This is a genomic window from Lentzea sp. JNUCC 0626 (assembly GCF_043632865.1).
Lineage (GTDB): Bacteria > Actinomycetota > Actinomycetes > Mycobacteriales > Pseudonocardiaceae > Lentzea.
Window position 1 is genome coordinate 10,174,537 of the sequence record NZ_CP171635.1, and the last position, 17,964, is coordinate 10,192,500.

General features: G+C 69.3%; 11 protein-coding genes. 9 read left to right on the forward strand and 2 right to left on the reverse strand.

Going from position 1 to position 17,964, the window contains the following annotated elements; all coding sequences use genetic code 11:
- The first annotated feature begins 143 nt into the window (after positions 1-143).
- The 9 genes from JNUCC0626_RS47755 (at position 144) to JNUCC0626_RS47795 (ending at position 16,024) form a co-directional block, all read left to right on the forward strand.
- On the forward strand, positions 144-1,148 hold the full coding sequence (locus JNUCC0626_RS47755; protein WP_394617223.1) for a methyltransferase: 1,005 nt from the start codon (positions 144-146) through the stop codon (positions 1,146-1,148).
- Between the two features lie 103 nt (positions 1,149-1,251).
- Positions 1,252-1,692 carry a hypothetical protein gene (locus JNUCC0626_RS47760; RefSeq protein ID WP_394617224.1) on the forward strand — a complete coding sequence of 147 codons (441 nt, stop codon included), beginning with the start codon at positions 1,252-1,254 and terminating at the stop codon, positions 1,690-1,692.
- Positions 1,693-1,907: 215 nt separating this feature from the next.
- The gene (locus tag JNUCC0626_RS47765) at positions 1,908-3,272 is read left to right on the forward strand and encodes an alpha/beta hydrolase (protein WP_394617225.1); all 1,365 of its coding nucleotides are present in this window, start codon (positions 1,908-1,910) and stop codon (positions 3,270-3,272) included.
- 377 nt (positions 3,273-3,649) lie between these two features.
- Entirely contained in the window at positions 3,650-4,432 is a 783-nt protein-coding gene (locus JNUCC0626_RS47770; protein ID WP_394617226.1) for an SDR family oxidoreductase, read from the forward strand.
- 13 nt (positions 4,433-4,445) lie between these two features.
- Positions 4,446-11,144, forward strand: coding sequence for an SDR family NAD(P)-dependent oxidoreductase (locus JNUCC0626_RS47775; RefSeq protein ID WP_394617227.1), 6,699 nt, complete (start codon positions 4,446-4,448; stop codon positions 11,142-11,144).
- Positions 11,141-13,762 carry an acyltransferase domain-containing protein gene (locus JNUCC0626_RS47780; protein WP_394617228.1) on the forward strand — a complete coding sequence of 874 codons (2,622 nt, stop codon included), beginning with the start codon at positions 11,141-11,143 and terminating at the stop codon, positions 13,760-13,762. Before JNUCC0626_RS47775 ends, JNUCC0626_RS47780 begins: the two co-directional genes overlap by 4 nt.
- An 11-nt stretch (positions 13,763-13,773) precedes the next feature.
- Positions 13,774-14,088, forward strand: coding sequence for an acyl carrier protein (locus JNUCC0626_RS47785; RefSeq protein WP_394617229.1), 315 nt, complete (start codon positions 13,774-13,776; stop codon positions 14,086-14,088).
- Positions 14,085-14,894 carry an alpha/beta fold hydrolase gene (locus tag JNUCC0626_RS47790; protein ID WP_394617230.1) on the forward strand — a complete coding sequence of 270 codons (810 nt, stop codon included), beginning with the start codon at positions 14,085-14,087 and terminating at the stop codon, positions 14,892-14,894. The genes JNUCC0626_RS47785 and JNUCC0626_RS47790 overlap by 4 nt, the downstream gene beginning before the upstream one ends.
- Complete coding sequence (locus JNUCC0626_RS47795) at positions 14,891-16,024, forward strand: glycosyltransferase (protein WP_394617231.1); 1,134 nt, start codon at positions 14,891-14,893, stop codon at positions 16,022-16,024. The genes JNUCC0626_RS47790 and JNUCC0626_RS47795 overlap by 4 nt, the downstream gene beginning before the upstream one ends.
- Positions 16,025-16,046: 22 nt before the next feature.
- On the opposite strand, the gene JNUCC0626_RS47800 is transcribed toward JNUCC0626_RS47795, so the two are convergent.
- On the reverse strand, positions 16,047-16,850 hold the full coding sequence (locus JNUCC0626_RS47800) for an ABC transporter permease (RefSeq protein WP_394617232.1): 804 nt from the start codon (positions 16,848-16,850) through the stop codon (positions 16,047-16,049).
- Positions 16,850-17,791: an ABC transporter ATP-binding protein gene (locus JNUCC0626_RS47805; RefSeq protein WP_394617233.1), complete on the reverse strand. Its 942-nt coding sequence runs from the start codon at positions 17,789-17,791 to the stop codon at positions 16,850-16,852. The genes JNUCC0626_RS47800 and JNUCC0626_RS47805 overlap by 1 nt, the downstream gene beginning before the upstream one ends.
- Positions 17,792-17,964 lie beyond the last annotated feature (173 nt).

Consider the following 17,964-nt stretch of genomic DNA (forward strand, 5'->3'; position numbering starts at 1 on the left):
TAGACCATCGCCGTCACCCGTCCGGCGCAACGCTCAGACTTTTGGGGAGATTTTTTGGCAGATCGCGAACTTTGGTTCGGTCTCTCTGTTCCAACAGGACACTCCCTCCACGGGCCGTGCGCACCACGGCGGAGAGGCCTGAAATGGACGCGAACTTGGCGGCCGCCCAGAAGGCGGTCGAGCTCATGACCGGCGGTTGGCGTGCACAATGCCTGTACACGGCCGTGAAAATGGGTATCCCGGACCTGGTGGCGGCAGGGCGGAACACGGACGAGGCTCTGGCGGAGGCGACAGGCGCTGAGGAGGAAGGCGTTCACCGGCTGATGCGCCTCCTGGTGGCCGTGCAGGTCTTCACCGGGGACGGCACCGCCGGTTACCACAACACCGCTGTCAGCTCTGCCCTGACCGACTCGCCGGACTCCTTGCGGAACATGTGCCTGCTCTACGGTGAAGAGTTCTACACGGCGTGGGCGCATGCGGAGGAGTCGATTCGCACGCTCACAGCCGGATTCGAGATCGCCTACGGCGAGCCGCTCTACAGCTACCTCGGCCATCACGAGGACGCGAGCGAACGGTTCCAGCTCGCCATGAAGGCGGGCAACCTCTTCTTCGACCGCGTGCCGGTGGCGATCGACCTGGCCGGCAAGACCTTTGTGGACGTGGGCGCCGGCCCCGGTCAGCTCACCGCGGCGATTCTCGCGGCCGTGCCGGACGCACGGGCGAAGGTGATGGATCTGGACCACGTCATCCCGGTGGCGGCGGCGAACCTCACCTCCTCCGTCGGTCTTGACCGCGTGGAGCTCACGGCCGGGGACATGACGAAGGCGGTTCCCCCCGGCGGTGACGTCTACTTCCTGTGCAGGGTGCTGGCCGGGTGGAGCGACGACGCCGTCGTCGGGGTGTTCGAGAACTGCCGTGCGGCGATATCCGGCTCGTCGTGCCGGCTGGTCGTGCTCGAACGCCTCGTGGCGGACGAGAAGCCCACGATGTTGCCCTCGTTGTGGGACCTCCATCTGCTGATGACCAACGGTGGCAGGCATCGCACCCTGGAGAGGTACACCGAGTTGCTGGAGAGGGCGGGGTTCCGGGTGGACCGCGTCGCCGAGCTCCCGTCCGAGACCACCGCGCTCATCGCTGCCGTGGCGTGAGGCAGGTCGTGGCTCAGCGCGTGCTCCGCCCGTCGAGGCCGCGATTTTAGAGGCAGATCTGCCTGAGGGGTTTCGGTATTATTTTCGCATTTTGCGGGAGTTGGTGAGCGTCGCGCTGCGTGAGAATTCGCTTGCAAAGGCGAGACGAGGAAAGGCAGCGATTCCTGACATGGCTGGTTTAAAGAGCAGGGTTGCGATGGTTGTGCTCGGCATGGCTGCGCTTGGCGGAGTGGTGATGCCCGGAGTGGCGCACGCGGAGGGGAAGTGGGTACGGCTGGAGATCTGTACCCGACACTACAAAAAGGCGTACGTGCGCATCGAGGGGTATGATCCGAACGGTGTGTGGGAGTACAGTGGCACGGCGATTCTCGACCCGAAGGGGTGCAGCGTGATGCCTGGGCGCTGGTTGATCGACCAGACGGTCCTCATTCCCTACTTCAACGCCGGGGACAATTCCGCCTGGACGAACACGACCTGTTACATCCAGAAAAATGTTGCGTCCGGATCCACGCGCCGGTGCTTCACCCCGGCGGGTCCGTCGTAGTCACGCCGCAGGGCGCGGACGAGAGCTGAGCTGGTTCTCCCGCAACATCGATGAACGGCCGGTTCCGCGCGAGTCGCGGGACCGGCCGTTCATCATATCGATGATTTTGGGTCGGCGCATCGCGGAAATGACTCAAGCGGTCGCGTCGGGTTGGATCTAGTTTCGGGATTCCGTCGCCGGACAGGCGCAAAGTGCGGATCCCGAAAGGAATTCTCATGGGTAGTTGGCAGTTGCGTTTCAGTTCACTGGTCGCCATCTCGGTCACAGTGGTCGGGCTCACCGCCACCGCGGCGGGAGCGGACGAGGCCAGGCACCTCACCGGCGAGCTTCCTGATGGGGCGAGCTGGGTCGCGGACGTCCCCGCCGTCTGGAACGGCACGACGATCCTGTTCAGCCATGGGTTCGGTGCGCCGCTCGCACAGAACGCTCCCGATGGCGATACCTCGAAGGCGTTGCTGGCCAAGGGATACGCATTGGTCGGGTCGTCCTACAGCGGATCGTCGTGGTGGGCCTTGAAGTCCGCCGTGAGCGATCAGTTCGGCTCGTTGCGGGCGTTTGAGCGGCAGGCAGGCACCTCCCAGCGCGTCATCGGGTGGGGCATGTCGATGGGCGGGCTGGTCAGCGCACTGGAAGCGGAGGACGGCGCAGGGCGGCTCGACGGCGCGCTGAGCACCTGCGGCATCGTCGCGGGCGCGATCAACCTCAACAACTTCCAGCTCGACGGCCTGTACGCACTGACGCGCCTGCTCACGCCGGGGTCACCGGTCAAACTGGTCCGCTACGCCAACGAGGTGGAGGCGTTCGCCGCGGGAAGCTCGCTGGCCGCGGCCACGACAGCGGCGCAGCACACCGCTGCGGGCCGGGCGCGGACCGCGCTTGCGGCCGCGTTCATGAACGTGTCGACCTGGTACGACGGCGGTGCCGCGCCGGAGCCTGCCGACTACGAGGCCCAGGTGCGGCAGCAGGCCGAGTCGATGGCCGACGTGCTCGGTTTCATCAGCCTCGGTCGCTATCACACCGAGCAGTCGGCGGGCGGCAACAGCTCGTTCACGGTGGGCGTCGACTACCAGGCGCTGTTGGCGGGCAACAGCCACGTCGAGCAGGTCCGCGCGTTGTACGGGCGGGCAGGTCTCGACCTGGACGCGGATCTGGCGGAGTTGACCCGCGATGCGAACATCAAGGCCGACCTCCAGGCCATCACCGCGCTCGCCGGCTCGTCGGTTCCCACGGGGCGGCTGCGGGTGCCCACTCTGAACATCCACACCGTCGGTGACCAGCTCGTGCCGGTCGAGCACGAGAGCTGGTACGCGGCGAAGGTCGCCGCGGCGGGGCAGGAGAGTCTGCTTGCGCAGGCCTACGTCGCCGGAACCGGGCACTGCAAGTTCCAACCGTCGGAGACGATCGCGGGACTCCACGCGCTCGAGGCTCGCATCGAGTCGGGTCGCTGGGCCGATTTGATCGAGTCTGAGCGGCTGAACGCGGGTGCGAGCACTCCAGGAGCACCTGGTCGTTACGTGCGATTCACTCCGCCGAAACTCAGTGGAGTTGTCGGCGAGGCCGGCCGTGTTTCGTCGTACTGACGAAACTTCTTATGGTCGGCGTGTTCGCATTGAAGCGCTATTCACCTGCTCGTGCCTTCGCCCGTGTCATTGCTGACGCTGAGTAGTTATTTGGGCCATGCGGCATTGAGGCTGGTGAGGGATTACCCCTGAACGGCTCAATTGGCGCCGCCGTACGGGGGTTCGGTCGTCTAAGGTCCTGTGATCAACGTGGTCGGGTGGTTCGCCACCTGCGCACCTGAATTTTCTGGATGCGGTTGGGGAGTGCGAAGCCAACAGGCGCATGCCTGACGGCTTTCGGCTACCAAAATTACCGGCGACACAACCGATTTCGATGCTCGGTAGTCGCAGCGGGTTCGTCAATCCCGATTTCGTGCTCGAGTTGTGGATGGTGTTCCATGAGCTTGGCGGAAAAAGTCGTTGTCATCACGGGTGGTGCGCGCGGGATCGGCGCCGCGCTCGCCAGGAGGTTCGGCCAGGACAAACCGCGGGGCCTCGTGATCTCGGACATCGATCTGCCCGCTGCCGAACTCGTCGCCCTGCAACTGCGCGACGCGGGTGTGCGCGCTCTCGCCGTTCGTACCGACGTCGGTGTGAGGTACGACGCCGAGCGCCTCATCGCCACAGCTCAACGCGAATTCGGCGAGGTCGACCTCTTGTGCTCCAACGCGGGAATCGCTACCGGCATGGGTGTGCACGCGCCGACTTCGATCTGGAACCGCGCCTGGTCGGTGAACGTGCTCGCGCACGTCCACCTCGCGCACGCGTTGTTGCCGAGCATGTCGCGGCGCCGCAAGGGGCATGTCGTCATCACGGCCTCGGCCGCGGGCTTGCTGGGTCTGCCGGGTGACGCGCCCTACGCCGCGACGAAGAGCGCGGCGGTCGCGGTCGCGGAGTGGCTGGCCACGACTTACGGACACCTCGGGATCAAGGTTCAGGCGCTGTGCCCGCTCGGTGTGCGGACAGACCTGCTGATGCCGTCGGTCGAAGCCGGTCACCGGGCTGCCCGTGCTGTCACGGACCTCGACGTGATCCTCGAACCGGAGGAGGTCGCGGACGCGGTCGCGGCAGGCCTCGACGAGGACGGCTTCTTCATCTTCCCCCACCGAGAAGTCGGTGCGCTGCACGCGGCCAAGGCCTTGAATACCGACGCCTGGATCGAGCGGCAGAGCCAAGGCTGAGAAGGAGTTCGCCATGGAATCACCGACGACTTCGGGTTGGCGCGTCGTCGCCATCACGCCCGGCGAGGTGCCTGACGCGACTCTTGCCGCGGCTGCAGCCTGGGCCGGGGCGCTGGGGGTGCTCGATCTCGGCATCGGAGACCGGCGCGCGATGGACCAGCTGGCCAAGGTCCTCGACACTGCGCAGGGCAAGGCTCTCGGTGTGCGGGTGGCCGCGGACTGCCGTGCGTCGATCTCCGAAGTGTTCGACGTGGTCGGTACGAACGGCATCAGCGCGGTGGTGCTCGGTCCCGGTTCGCCCTGGCAGGTGCCCGAGGTGGCTGAGCACTGGGCTGTGCTGGCCGAGGTGACTTCCTCGGCTCAAGGTCGTGCGGCTCAGGCATTGGGCGCGAGCGGTCTCATCACGCGCGGCGCCGAGTCCGGCGGTCACGTCAGTGACCTCGGTTCGTTCGTGCTGCTCCAACAGGTTCTCGGCGACGAGTTGCTGACCTTGCCGGTCTGGGCCTGTGGCGGCATCGGGCCCGCGACGGCGGCGGCGGCCGTCGTGGGTGGCGCGGCCGGTGTCGTGCTGGATTCCCAGCTCGCGTTGCTGCCGGAGTCGGCACTTCCGGACTCGGTGCAGGCCCGGATCGCACTGAGCAACGGCACCGGAACCATGCTCGCTGACGGTTACCACTCGTTGGACATGCCGCAGCCCGGTGACGTGCCCGTTCCGATCGGCGCGGACTGCGCGATGGCGCTCGTGTTCGCCGAGCGGTACGGGTCCGCCGCACGTGCGATCAAAGCCGTCGAGGAGGCCGTCGACGGCGTTGCCCGCTCGCCGGAGCGGTTCGGCGAGGTCGCGGTGCAGCCGGGGTCGGCGTTCGCCCGTGCGATGGGCACCGCGCTTCCGGTCGTCCAGGGGCCGATGACGAGGGTGAGCGACCAGGCCGGTTTCGCGAGGGCCGTCGCCGAAGCCGGCGCGCTGCCCTTCCTCGCGCTCGCGCTGTCCACCGCGGAGCAGACCAGGGACTTGCTCACGCTGACCAAGACCGAACTGGGTGATCTCCCGTGGGGCGTAGGTGTCCTCGGGTTCGCCCCGGACCAGGTCCGCGCGTCGCAGCTCCAGGTGATCCGTGAGTTCCGTCCTGCCGCGGCGCTCATCGCGGGCGGGCGGCCCGACCAGACTGCCGAGCTGGAGAACGCCGGGATCGCCACTTTCCTGCACGCGCCTTCGCCCGCGCTGCTGCGGCAGTTCCTCGACGCGGGCGCGCGCAGGTTCGTGTTCGAGGGCTCGGAATGCGGTGGGCACGTCGGGCCGCGTTCGAGTTTCTGCCTGTGGCAGGCGGCGATCGACGTGCTGCTCGACTTCGTCGCCGGTGGTGGCGACCCCGGAGAACTGAACGTCCTGTTCGCGGGCGGCATCCACGACGCGCGGTCGGCGGCGATGGTCTCGACCGCGGCGGCGCCGCTGACCGCATGCGGGGTCGCGGTGGGTGTGCTCATGGGGACGGCCTACCTCTTCACCGAAGAAGCCGTGGCACATGGCGCTGTGCAGCCGTTGTTCCAGGAACAGGTGGTGGCCGCGGAACAGACGGTGCTGCTGGAAACCGCGCCAGGGCACGTCACCCGGTGCCTGCCGAGCCCGTTCACCGACGAGTTCCACGCGATCCGGCGCGACCTGGCCGAGCACGGGGTGGCAGGACGTGAGGCGTGGCAACAGCTCGAAGACCTCAACGTCGGCAGGCTTCGCATCGCCAGCAAGGGAATCCGCCGCGAGGGTCATCTGCTGGTGAGCGTCGACGAGTCCGAGCAGTACGACGAGGGCATGTTCATGGCGGGCCAGGTGGCGGTGCTGAGATCGGCCGCGACCGACATCGCCGCGCTGCACACCGAGGTGACCGACGGTGCCGTCGAGTTCCTCGCCGCGAGGGCAGTGCCCGCCGTCGTCACCGAGGACGAGCCCCCGGCGCCGCTGGACGTCGCGATCGTCGGGATGTCCGGCATGTTCCCCGGTGCGGCGGATTTGCCGGCGTTCTGGGCGAACGTCCTCGCCAACGTCGACGCCGTCACCGAGGTGGCGCCGGACCGGTGGGACCCGGACGTCTACCACACCGAGGACACGACGCCGAGCACTGGCGACCGGACGTACTCGAAGTGGGGCGGGTTCCTGCCGCGGATCCCGTTCGACGCGCTCCGCTACGGCATCCCGCCGACGGCGCTGGCCTCGATCGAACCGGTGCAGCTGCTGGCACTCGAAGCCGCCAGGCGCGCGTTGGACGACGCAGGCTACGAGAACAGGCCGTTCAACCGGGAACGCACCAGCGTCATCTTCGGCACGGAGGCAGGCAGCGACCTGGCTCGTGCCAAGACGTTGCGCATGATGCTGCGCGCCTATCTCACGGAACTGCCGGCAGCGCTCGACGAGCAACTGCCCCGGCTCACCGAGGACTCGTTCCCCGGCAAGCTGGCCAACGTCATCGCGGGCCGGATCGCCAATCGGCTGGACCTCGGCGGCGCCAACTACATCGTCGACGCGGCGTGCGGTTCGTCGCTGGCCGCGGTCGACCTCGCGTGCAAGGAGCTCCTCGCCGGCGACAGCGACGTCGTGTTGTGCGGCGCCGCGGATCTGCACAACTCCATCGAGGACTTCCTGATGTTCTCGTCGGTGGGCGCGTTGTCGCCGACCGGGCGGTGCCGTCCCTTCGACGCCGACGGCGACGGCATCGCGCTGGGCGAGGGAGTGGCCTGCGTCGTCCTGAAGCGGCTCGCGGACGCCGAACGCGACGGTGACCGCGTCTACGGGGTGATCAAGGGCATCGGCAGCAGCAGCGACGGCCGGGCGATGGGACTGACCGCTCCCCGGACCGAAGGTCAGCGCCGGGCGCTGGACAGGGCCTACCGCAACGCGGGCCTGTCGCCGTCCCAGATCGGTTTGCTGGAAGCACACGGCACCGGCACCGCATTGGGCGACCGGACCGAGCTCACCACGCTCGATGAGGCTTTCACGGACGGCGGCGCGACTCCCGGTAGCTGCCAGCTCGGCTCGGTCAAGTCGCAGATCGGGCACACCAAGTGCGCCGCAGGACTGGCAGGGCTGATCAAGATGGCCATGGCGGTCCACACCGGAGTGCTGCCGCCGACCAGGATCAGCACGCCCCACCCGGCCTGGGACGCGGCGAAGAGCCCGTTCGTGTTCCGCACCCGGCCCGTTCCGTGGCTCACGGCCGCGGTGAACCGGGTGGCCGCGATCAGCGCGTTCGGCTTCGGCGGCACGAACTTCCACCTGGTCCTGTCCGGGCACGGCTCGGCAGAGCTGGTCCGGCACGCACAGGTCGACTGGCCGCAGGAGCTCTTCCTCGTCCGGGCTCGCGACCATGCAGGCGCTGTCCGCCAGCTCCAGCGGCTGCGCACCTTGCTGCTGGCGAACGACTCCGCGGGGCGACCGCGGGCGCTGCGCGACTTCGCGAAGACGGTCTCCGTGTGGAACTCGGTCGAGGACGCGCCGGTGCGCCTGGCGTTCGTCGCCGGCGGACTGGACGAGCTGGCCCGTCTCGTGGGAGCCGTGACCAGCGGTGAGACACCGGACGGGGTGCTGGTCTGCCAGGACGTCCCGGACGGCAAGGTGGCCGTGCTCTTTCCCGGACAGGGAAGTCAGCGTCCCGGCATGCTCGCCGAGCTGTTCGTGGCCTTCCCGGAGCTGCGCCGGGTCGCCCGGATGGGCGGGCCCGAGGTCGACGCCATGTTTCCGCGAGCGGCTTTCGGCCTGGACGAGACGCGGGCCCAGCAGGACCGGTTGCGTGACACCCAGCTCGCCCAACCCGCACTCGGTATCGCGGGTCTCGCCGTGCACGACCTGCTCACGCGGCTCGGCGTCCACGCTGACATGTTCGCCGGGCACAGCTACGGCGAACTGGTCGCGCTCACGGCGGCGGGTGCACTCGAGCCGACCGTGCTCCTGGAAATCAGCAGGGCCCGTGCCAGGTCCATTGTGGACGCGGCGGGGGATGATCCCGGAGCCATGGCGGCCGTGTCCGCGCCGCGCGCCGCAGTCGAGCGGGTGCTGGCCGAGTTGCCGGGCGCCCGTCCGGTGATCGCAAACCACAACGCACCCGAGCAGACGGTGATCTCCGGTCCGTCGGCCGCGGTCGACGCCGCGATGTCCGCGCTGGCCGAAGCGTCGCTGAGCGCCACCGCGTTGCCGGTCGCCTGCGCGTTCCACAGCCCCGTGGTGGCGGCGGCAGGTCCTGTGTTCGGTGCAGTGCTCGCCCACACCGGCATCCGTGAACCAGACCGTCCGGTGTGGGCGAACAGGACGGCGGCCCGGTACGAGCGGAGCGCCAGCGCCGTGCGGGCCGAACTGGCCGCGCAGATCGGCTCGCCGGTGCTGTTCACCGAACAGATCGAGGCCATGTACGCCGACGGCGCGAGGGTCTTCGTCGAGGCGGGGCCAGGATCGGTGCTCGGCGGGCTGGTCGGCAAGATCCTGGGTGATCGGCCGCACACCGTGGTCACTCCAGGGGAGAACGGTCTCCGAGGTCTGCTGACCGCACTGGCAAGGCTTGCCGCGGCAGGCATCGACGTGCGGCCCGGCCCGCTGCACAGCGGCAGGCACGCCATGGACCTCACCTTCGCCGAGCCACCCGCGCGGCCGCGCTGGACCGTCGACGGGCATCTGGTGCGTACCAAGGACGGCGACGTCGTCCCGGGAGGACTGACTCCTGCCCGCAGGATCACCACGATCACTGATTCGAGGACGACCGCCGTGACCACTCCGTCCGGGCGCGAGGCGCTCGTCTCCGAGTTCCTCAGGGCCAGCCGCGAGCTCGTCGCCGCGCAGCGCGACGTCATGCTCGGCTACCTCGGCTCCTCCGGCGCGGGGGCCGTCGCGTCCACGCCCGTGGTGGAGCTGCCGGCGGTGCGAGCGCTTGCGCCGGCCGCCGCACCGCCGCGACCTGCCGAGCAGGCCGAAGCGGTTGCCGAGACCGATCTGCTGACCGCCGTGGTCGCCGTGATCAGCAAGCGGACCGGGTATCCGCCGGACATGATCGATTCCGACCTCGACCTCGAGGCGGATCTGTCGGTGGACTCCATCAAGCGCACGGAGATCGCGGGCGAGCTCGCGGGCAGGACAGAGAACGGGAGGTCGTTCGTCGAGGAGTTGATCCGCAGCCGGACGGCCGCGGACATGGCGAAGGTGCTCGGCGGCGGTAAGAGCGCGGTCGCCGTCGCCAGTTCCGAGGCTGAGCCGGAAGCGGCGATCGCGGTGGGCGGTGCCCCAGCGGGTGTCGAACCCAGCCGGTTCGTCCTGGAGCTGGTCGAAGCCGAGATCGCCGCCGATCCGGTTGCGCTCGTCGGTGCGACCATCGTCATCGCCGGTGGAGAACGGAACGTCGCCGAGGCGCTGGCCGACCGGCTGTCGGCGAGTGGTGCTCTGCCGGTGATGGCCGACAGCGTCGAGCAGCTCGACGCGGTTCCGGACATCGACGGCCTGGTGTCGTTGCACGGGTTGACGGTGGCCACCGAGCCGGTGCTTCCCGAGATCTTCCCGCTCTTCCGGGCGGCGCTCTCCCGCGTGCAATGGTGCGTCGCGGTGGCCGCCGCCGGTGCACAGACGTGGGGCCTGCGCGGGTTCTTCCGGAGCTTGGAACGGGAGTACCCGCTGACGTTGACCCGGGTGATCGAACTCGACCAGGTCACCGACGTGGACCAGATCGCCGAGACGGTGATCTCCGAGCTGCAGGACGGCAACGACGCGCCGGTCGTGCTGGCGGGGGAACAGCGGCTCGTCCCGCGACTGGTCCCGGCCCGGCTCGGCGGTCTCGCGCTCACCGGTGCGGGTCCGGCGGGGGACGGCGCCGCGGAACTCGCCGCCGCCGGCCTGACCGCGGATTCCGTCGTGTTGCTCGTGGGCGGCGCACGCGGCATCACCGCCAAGGTCGCGGTCGCGATCGCCACGGCGACCCGGTGCCGGATCGAGCTGGTCGGGCGCACGGCCCGATCCGCCGAAGCGGAACCGGCCGAGGTGGCCGCCGCGGCCGACCTGCCCGCACTGCGCGGCGCGCTGGCCGCGCTCGGGCACCGGGAGCCGGCCGAGAACGACAGGAGGGCGAGGGAGGTCCTGGCCCGCCGCGAGGTCGAAGCCACCTTGTCCGAGCTTCGCGGGCTCGGCAGTCTCGCCACCTACCACGCCGCCGACGTGACCGACCCGGACGCGGTGCGAGGTCTGGTCAAACAGGTGCACGCGGAGCGCGGACGGCTCGACGGCGTGATCTTCGCGGCGGGCGTCATCGAAGATCGGCTGATCGCCGACAAGGAGCCCACGTCGTTCTCCCGGGTGTTCCGCACCAAAGTGGACGGTGCGCGCGGACTGCTCGGTGCGCTCGACGATCTGCCAGAACAACCGGGGATCGTGGTGTTCTTCGGCAGCATCGCCGCTGTGCGGGGCAATCGTGGACAGAGCGACTACGCCGCTGCCAACGACGCGCTCGAAGCGGTGGGCACCGAGTGGTCGGGGAGGTCCGGCTCTCGTGCGGTGACCGTCCACTGGGGACCGTGGGCGCCGCGTGGAGTGCACGGTGGCATGGTGACCGAGGAGCTGGCCCGTTCCTACGACGAGCGCGGAATCGGTCTGCTGGATCCGGACGCCGCGGTAGCCGCGCTCATCCGCGAGCTGGCCTGGGGCGACGCTCCGGCTGTCCTCTACGCCGCCCCAGGGTTGGTAGGCCGATGACGACCACCCGCCCCGTCGCTGCCGTCGCTGACCGGGTGCTGCTACTGGCCGCACCGGACCTGGCCGGCCTGCTGGCGGCACTCGACGGGGTCGACCCGGACTCGCCACCGGAACGACCGGCCTACCGAGGGCGCGGTCCACGCCTGGGTGTGGTGGACCCGACGCCGAAGCGGCTCGACGCTGCCCGGCGGTTGGTGTTGAAGGGGAATCCGGTTCGCAAGCGTGGCGACCTCTGGTTCAGCCCGAGGCCGCTGCTCGCGGGCGACGCGGGCGTCGTGTTCATCTTCCCGGGACTGGAAGCGTGCTTCGAACCTCGGGTCGACGACGTGGCCGAGCACTTCGGACTCCCGGTTCCCGAGATCTCGACCACGACCGTGGGCAGGCACGGTGCCGCGGTGATGGCCGTGGGACGGTTGCTGGACGCGGCTGTGCGGCGGGTCGGCATCCGGCCTGCCGCGGTCGTAGGGCACAGCGTGGGCGAGTGGGCGGCGATGATCTCCGGCGGTATCGTCTCCGGTGCGGCGTTCGACGCGATGGTCGCGCACGCGGATCTTGACGCGTTGCGGGTGCCGGGGGTGGAGTTCGCTGTTCTCGGCTGCTCACCCGAGCGGGCCCGTCCTGTGCTCGCCGGTCGCCCGGAGGTCGTGATCTCCCACGAGAACTCGGCCAACCAGACGGTGATCTGCGGTCCGGAGAGCGCGGTCGCCGACGTCGTCGCGCAGCTGCGGGCTTGCGGGGTGATCTGCGAGCCGCTGCCGTTCCGGTCCGGGTTCCACACCCCGATGCTCGAGCCGTACCTCGGCTACTTCCGCGACGGAATGCCGAGCCTGCCGATGCGGCCGGCCGTCACACCGGTCTGGTCGGCCACGACCGCCGCGCCGTTCCCGGACGAGCAGACGGCCGCGCAAGCGTTGTGCCTGAGGCACCTCGTCGAGCCCGTGCGCTTCCGGCAGGTGATCGGCGGCCTGTACGCCACCGGGGTACGAGTCTTCGTGCAGCTCGGTCCCGGGCAGCTCGGCTCGCTCGTCGAGGACACGCTCCGGCACGACGTCCCGGACGCCGACTTCCTCGTGGTACCGGCGAACTCGGCCCAACGGACCGGCCTGGACCAGCTGCGCCGGTGCGCGGTGGCGCTGTGGGTGGAGGGAGCGGAGCCCGACTTCTCCGCACTGGAGCCGCCTGCTCCCGAGACCGTGCCCGAGCCAGGGAATCCGCGCGGACACGCGGGTCTGGTGTCGCTGGGCGTCAGCGTGCCGCTCGCCGCTGAAATGGCAGGGTTTCTCGACGACATGGCCGAGGCCGTGGCGCAGGTCCTCCGCGCGGCGGGCAGTGGCGAACAGCGGGAAACCCTCGAAGTGTCCCTGCGAGCCATGCCGTACCTCAGGGATCACAGCCTGATGCGCCAGCGTGCCGGATGGCCGCAGGACGAAGACCTGCGTGCCGTGATGCCCGCGACCACGATGGTCGCGCACATGATCGCCGCAGCGGAGCGTGCCTGTCCGAGCCGGGTGGTCGTCGCGCTCGAAGACGTCCGGTTCCACCGCTGGCTGACCGCCTCGCCGCCGCAGCAGGTGACCCTGGCGGTCGAGCACGCTGGTGCTGACCGGGCGCGAGTGCGGCTGGGTGACCACGCCGAGTCGACGGCGCTGTTCGGCACGCGCTACCCGCCGCCACCCGCACCTTGGCGCGCAGGCGAGGAGCGGCGGCCGGCGCTGACCGCGGCCGAGATCTACCGGCAGGGCTGGATGTTCCACGGCCCGGCATGGCGGGGAATGACCCGCACGGTCGGTGTGTCGAACAGGACAATCACCGGGGTGATCACGACGCCGGACGTTCCCGGCGGTCTGCTGGACAACCTCGGCCAGTTCCTCGGTCAGTGGCTGGTCGAGAACGAGTCGGGACGCTGGATAGCGCTGCCCACCCGGATCGCCAGGATCGACCTGTACGGTCCCGAGCCGCCGGCGGGCGCGGAGGTCGACTGTCTGATCAGGGTGACCGACATCGACGAGGACGCGGTGACTGTCGAAGGGCAGTTGTGCCGGTACGGCGTGCCGATCATGTTGGTGCACGGCTGGGTCGACAGGCGGTTCGACAGCGACGAACGGGGAGGAGCGGTGCATCGGGCGCCAGCGTTCGCGACGCTGTCCGAGCACCACCCCGGCGGATGGTGGTGGGTCGCCGAGCGTTGGCGGACTCTGGCGTCGAGGGAGTTCTACCTCCACCGATACGCGGGCCTCGCCGAATGCGAGGAGTACGACCGGTTGCCGCCGGCGAAGCGCCGTGCCTGGCTGCTCGAACTGATCGCGGCCAAGGACGCCGTGCGCGGCTGGTTGTGGGACAACGGAGCCGGTCCGATCTACCCGGCCGAACTTCGCGTGCGTCGGCACATCCCCGGCCAGGTCCTGGTGATGGGCGAGCACGGGCTCGACCTTCCCGATCTCGAGGTGGCGGTCGCCCACCACGCCGAGGTGGGGGTGGCGGTCGTGCGTCCGGCCGGTCCCGGCCCCAGACCGGCCGTCGAGGTCTCCGAGCCGGACGGCGGAGTGGACCCGTCCGGCAACTCGATCAGCAATCCGGGTGGACTGCCACCCCGCAGTTACCGAGTCCGTTGCACGTGAAGGAGACAACCGTGACGAATTCCGCCGTTCCCTCCGCGGCCGAGGTACTCGAGGACATCGCGACGATGGTGACCGACCTGCTCGACCAATACGGTCTCGACGACGTCGAGATCACCGCTGACAGCAGGTTCCACGACGACCTCGGACTCGAGAGCATCGACCTCGTCAGCCTGGGCGCGATGATCGCCGATCGGTACGGCGAGCACGTCAACCTGGCCGAGTTCCTCGCTGATCTCAAGATGGACAGGGTGATCGGCCTGCGCCTCGGTCTGCTGGTCGACTTCGTGGTCTCGTCGCTCGAGAAGAAGGCGAGCACCCCAGCGTGAGCTTCCTGGTGACGAACGGGGTTCGCACCCACTACCAGCGGTTGCCACCGAAGAACGCGCCCTGCTCGCCCGCTCCGCAGGTGGTGTTCGTGCACGGGCTGGGCTATGACAGCCTCGCGAGCTTCTACCTCACCCTGGCGTCACCGGTCGCCGCGGCGGGGTTTGACGTGCTCACCTACGACCTGCGTGGCCACGGCCGCAGTGACCGGCCCGCTCGTGGCTACCGGCTGGCGGATTTCGTCGCCGACCTGCGCGAGCTGATCGACGGCATCGGGATCAGCGAGCCGGTTCACCTGGTGGGCAACAGTTTCGGCGGCACGATCGCGTTCCGCTTCGCGGCGGCGTACCCGGAGCGGGTCGCGAGCATCGTCGCGATCGAGGCGGAGCCCGCGACTCCGCTCTGGTCGGAGAAGATGGCGCGAGCGCTCAACGGTGTGGTTGACGGCATGGAGGCGGAGCGGTACCTGGCCTGGGTCGAGGACACCTTCGGCCACCACCACGCGCGGCTCGCCGCCGCGGCGGCGGAGGTCATCCGCGCGACCAGCATCGTGCAGGACGTTCCGAGCGGACCGGCGCACGACGACGCGCAGCTGGCGAGGCTCATGGCCCCTGTGCTGTCCATTGTGGGCAGTGAGGGGTTCCAGAGCGAGGACCTGCACGGGCTGGAACGGATGCTGCCGCGCTGCGAGACCGCCGTCGTCGACGGACAGGACCACTCCGTGCTCGTCGCACGCCATCACGAGATCCGGCCGGTGATCCTGGACTGGATCGCGCGCGTGCACGTCGAGGCGAGGGCGGTCCGGTGAGCAGGTTCCTGGTCGTGGTACCGCCGTTCACCGGTCATGTGAACCCCGTGATCGGGGTCGCCGAGGAACTGCGCGACCGCGGGCACGAGGTCGCCTGGGCGGGCGACGCGTCCGTGCTGGCCAGAACGCTGCCCGGCCGCTGGCCCGTGCACGACACCGGCCGGGCGCCGTTGACTCCGCGGTCTTCGGGCCTGCGAGGGTTCGCGGCGCTCGAACACCTCTGGGAACGAGTGCTGATCCCGCTGGCGTGCTGGATGGAGCCTGGAGTTCGGCAGGCGGTCGCACGCGCGAGGCCGGACGTCGTGCTCACCGATCAGCAGGCACTGGCCGGTGCACTGGTCTCCGAGCGGGCCGGCATCCCGTGGGCGACCATGGCGACCACCTCGTCCGAACTGGTGGATCCACTGGCGATGCTGCCTCAGCTCCGGGTCTGGTTGGCGGGCCTGCTGGGCTGTCTGCGGACGCAGTTCGGCGATCCTGCGGCCGAAGGTGATCTCCGGTTCTCGCCGCACCTGGTCGTCGCGTTCAGCACGACGGCACTGGTCGGTGATCCCGTTGTGCCCGTGCACTTCGTGGGTCCCGTTCGGCGACGTGCCGACGGCGGCGGATTCCCGTGGGACGCGCTCGACCCCGCCCGGCCCAAGGTGCTCGTCACCATGGGCACGGAGAACGTCGACGTCTCCGCCGGTTTCCTGCGCGAGTGCGCGTCGGCGCTGCGGGACCGGCCTGGTGTGCAGGGCGTGTTCGCCGATCCTGGTCACAGCCTGCGCGACGTGGAAGGCGCCTTCGTCCGCGTGCCCTGGCTGCCGCAGCAGGCCCTGTTGCCGCACATGGCGGCCGTCGTCTGTCATGCGGGACACAACACCACCTGTGAGGCACTCGCGCAGGCGGTACCACTGGTGCTCGCCCCGATCAGAGACGATCAGCCGGTCGTCGCTGCCCAGGTCGCACGGGCGGGTGCGGGGGTGCGGCTTCGCTTCTCGCACGCGAAAGCCGCTCACATCGGCAAGGCGCTCGACGACGTGCTGACCGAACCGTCGTTCACCGCCGCGGCACGGCGCGTCCGGGACTCCTTCGTCGCCGCCGGGGGTGCGTGCGCGGCCGCGGACGTGGTGGAGAGGTTGGTTTGATCCGGCGCATTTCCCGCGGGTGTCACCGCCTGCGGGACACACGCAGACAGGTCGCGGTCGCTCCGATCAGTGCGCATGCCGCGGTCAGCGCCAAAGCCATGATCAGCGCGTCTTCGGCGGGGGCGCCGACCACGAGAGCCCTCGTCGCGTCGACTGAGTAGGTCACCGGGTTGAACCTCGTCACGACGCGGAGCCACGGCGGCATGGTCTCGACGGGCATGTAGGCGCTGGAGGTGAACATCAACGGGAACATCACCACGAACGTCACCGCCTGCATCGCTTCCAGTCTCGGCCGCCATGCCGCAATCGCGAGGAACAGCCAGCTCATGGACCAGCCGATCACCACGGTCACGCCAAGGGCGGCGAGCAGTCCCGACCAGGTCCCCGGCCGGTAACCGAGCACGACCACGGCGATCAGCACGACCGCGGCCAGCTGCACCACCAGCCTGACGGCGTCGGCGAGGGTGCGGGCCAGCACCAAGGACATCCTGGTCACCGGCATCGTGTGCAGTCGCCCCGCGAAACCCGTGTAGCCATCGCCGAGCAGGCCGTAGCCGGCGCTCATCGCGGCGCTGAGCGCGATGTTGACCAAGGTCGTGGGTAGCAGGAAGTGGAGATAACCGTCGTAGCGGGCGACACCGGGCATCACAGCGACTCCCGCGAAGACCTGGCTGAACAGCAGGAGCAGCACCGTGGGCTGGGCCAGGCCGAGGAAGAACAGCCGGGCGTCGCCGAAGGACTGCCGCAGGTAGCGGCCAGTGAGAACGCGGACCTGGTGCGCCAAGCCGCCCCGCGTTCGGTGCGAGGCTCGCCGCGCCGCGCGCATCAGCGTTTCCTCTGGGGGTCCCGGTACAGGCTGAGGTACACGTCCTCCAAAGTGGGCTCGGTGACCCGCACGTCGGTCACCACCAGCCTCATCGCATCCACCACCCGCATCGCGGCGACCGCCTGCTGGGCGTGGCGCAACGGGACCGTCAGCGTGCTGCCCTCGTGGTTCCGCACTGCCTCCAAGCCGCTCCTGTGCAGCCAGTTCGTCGCGGCCGCACCCTGCCCCGGGTTGAGGAACGTCAGGGTCAGCAGCCTTCTGCCGACGCCCTCCTTCAAGGTCCGCGGCGTACCCGCCGCCACCACTCGGCCACCTGCCAGCACGATCACGTCGTCGGCCAGGCGCTCTGCCTCTTCGAGGTACTGGGTGGTCAGCACGATGGTGATGCCCTCCTCGGCGAGTTTCTTGATCTTGTGCCACAGCCGGCGGCACGCCACCGGGTCGAGGCCCGTGCTCGGTTCGTCGAGGAACAGCACCAGCGGGCGGCCGAGCATGCACGCCGCCAGGTCCGTCCGGCGGCGCATTCCACCGGAATAGGTACGGACCAAGCGGTTCGCTGCCCTGGTGAGCCCGAACGCCGCCAACTGCTCGTCTGCCGCCGCCTGAGCCTGTCTGCGGCTGTCTCCGAGCAGGCGGGCGAGCAGGATGAGGTTGTCCCTGCCGGACAGCGCGTCGTCGAGGGCGGTGAACTGCGTCGCGACGCCGATCCTCCGGCGGACCTGGTTCCCCTGCCGTGCGACGTCGAATCCGCACACCCGCGCGACACCGGAGTCCGCGACACATCGGGTCGAGAGAACGTCGACCAACGTCGTCTTACCGGCGCCGTTGTGGCCCAGCACGGCCAGCACCCGGCCCGCCCCGACCGAGACGGAGACGTCGACGAGGGCATCGACGTCGCCATAGGACTTGCTCAGCCCTTCAGTGAGAACGCGGGGTTCCACGCAACCCCTCTCGGCGGCATACGTTGGGACAGATTGCCGATCACGATCTTCGATGAACACGATTTCGAGCGGCGAATCAGGGTATCCGCAGGCACCTCAGGGGAAAACCCTCGGCAGTGCCGAAACGGAATGAAGTGATTTCGCCGACAGTCGACACCTCGAGGAAGTGTGTG

Bases quoted from the DNA above. Each gene is read 5' to 3' on its own strand.
- JNUCC0626_RS47755 (WP_394617223.1), top strand. From the start codon at position 144: ATGGACGCGAACTTGGCGGCCGCCCAGAAGGCGGTCGAGCTCATGACC.
- JNUCC0626_RS47765 (WP_394617225.1), top strand. From the start codon at position 1,908: ATGGGTAGTTGGCAGTTGCGTTTCAGTTCACTGGTCGCCATCTCGGTC.
- JNUCC0626_RS47770 (WP_394617226.1), top strand. From the start codon at position 3,650: ATGAGCTTGGCGGAAAAAGTCGTTGTCATCACGGGTGGTGCGCGCGGG.
- JNUCC0626_RS47775 (WP_394617227.1), top strand. From the start codon at position 4,446: ATGGAATCACCGACGACTTCGGGTTGGCGCGTCGTCGCCATCACGCCC.
- JNUCC0626_RS47780 (WP_394617228.1), top strand. From the start codon at position 11,141: ATGACGACCACCCGCCCCGTCGCTGCCGTCGCTGACCGGGTGCTGCTA.
- JNUCC0626_RS47800 (WP_394617232.1), bottom strand. From the start codon at position 16,850: ATGCGCGCGGCGCGGCGAGCCTCGCACCGAACGCGGGGCGGCTTGGCG.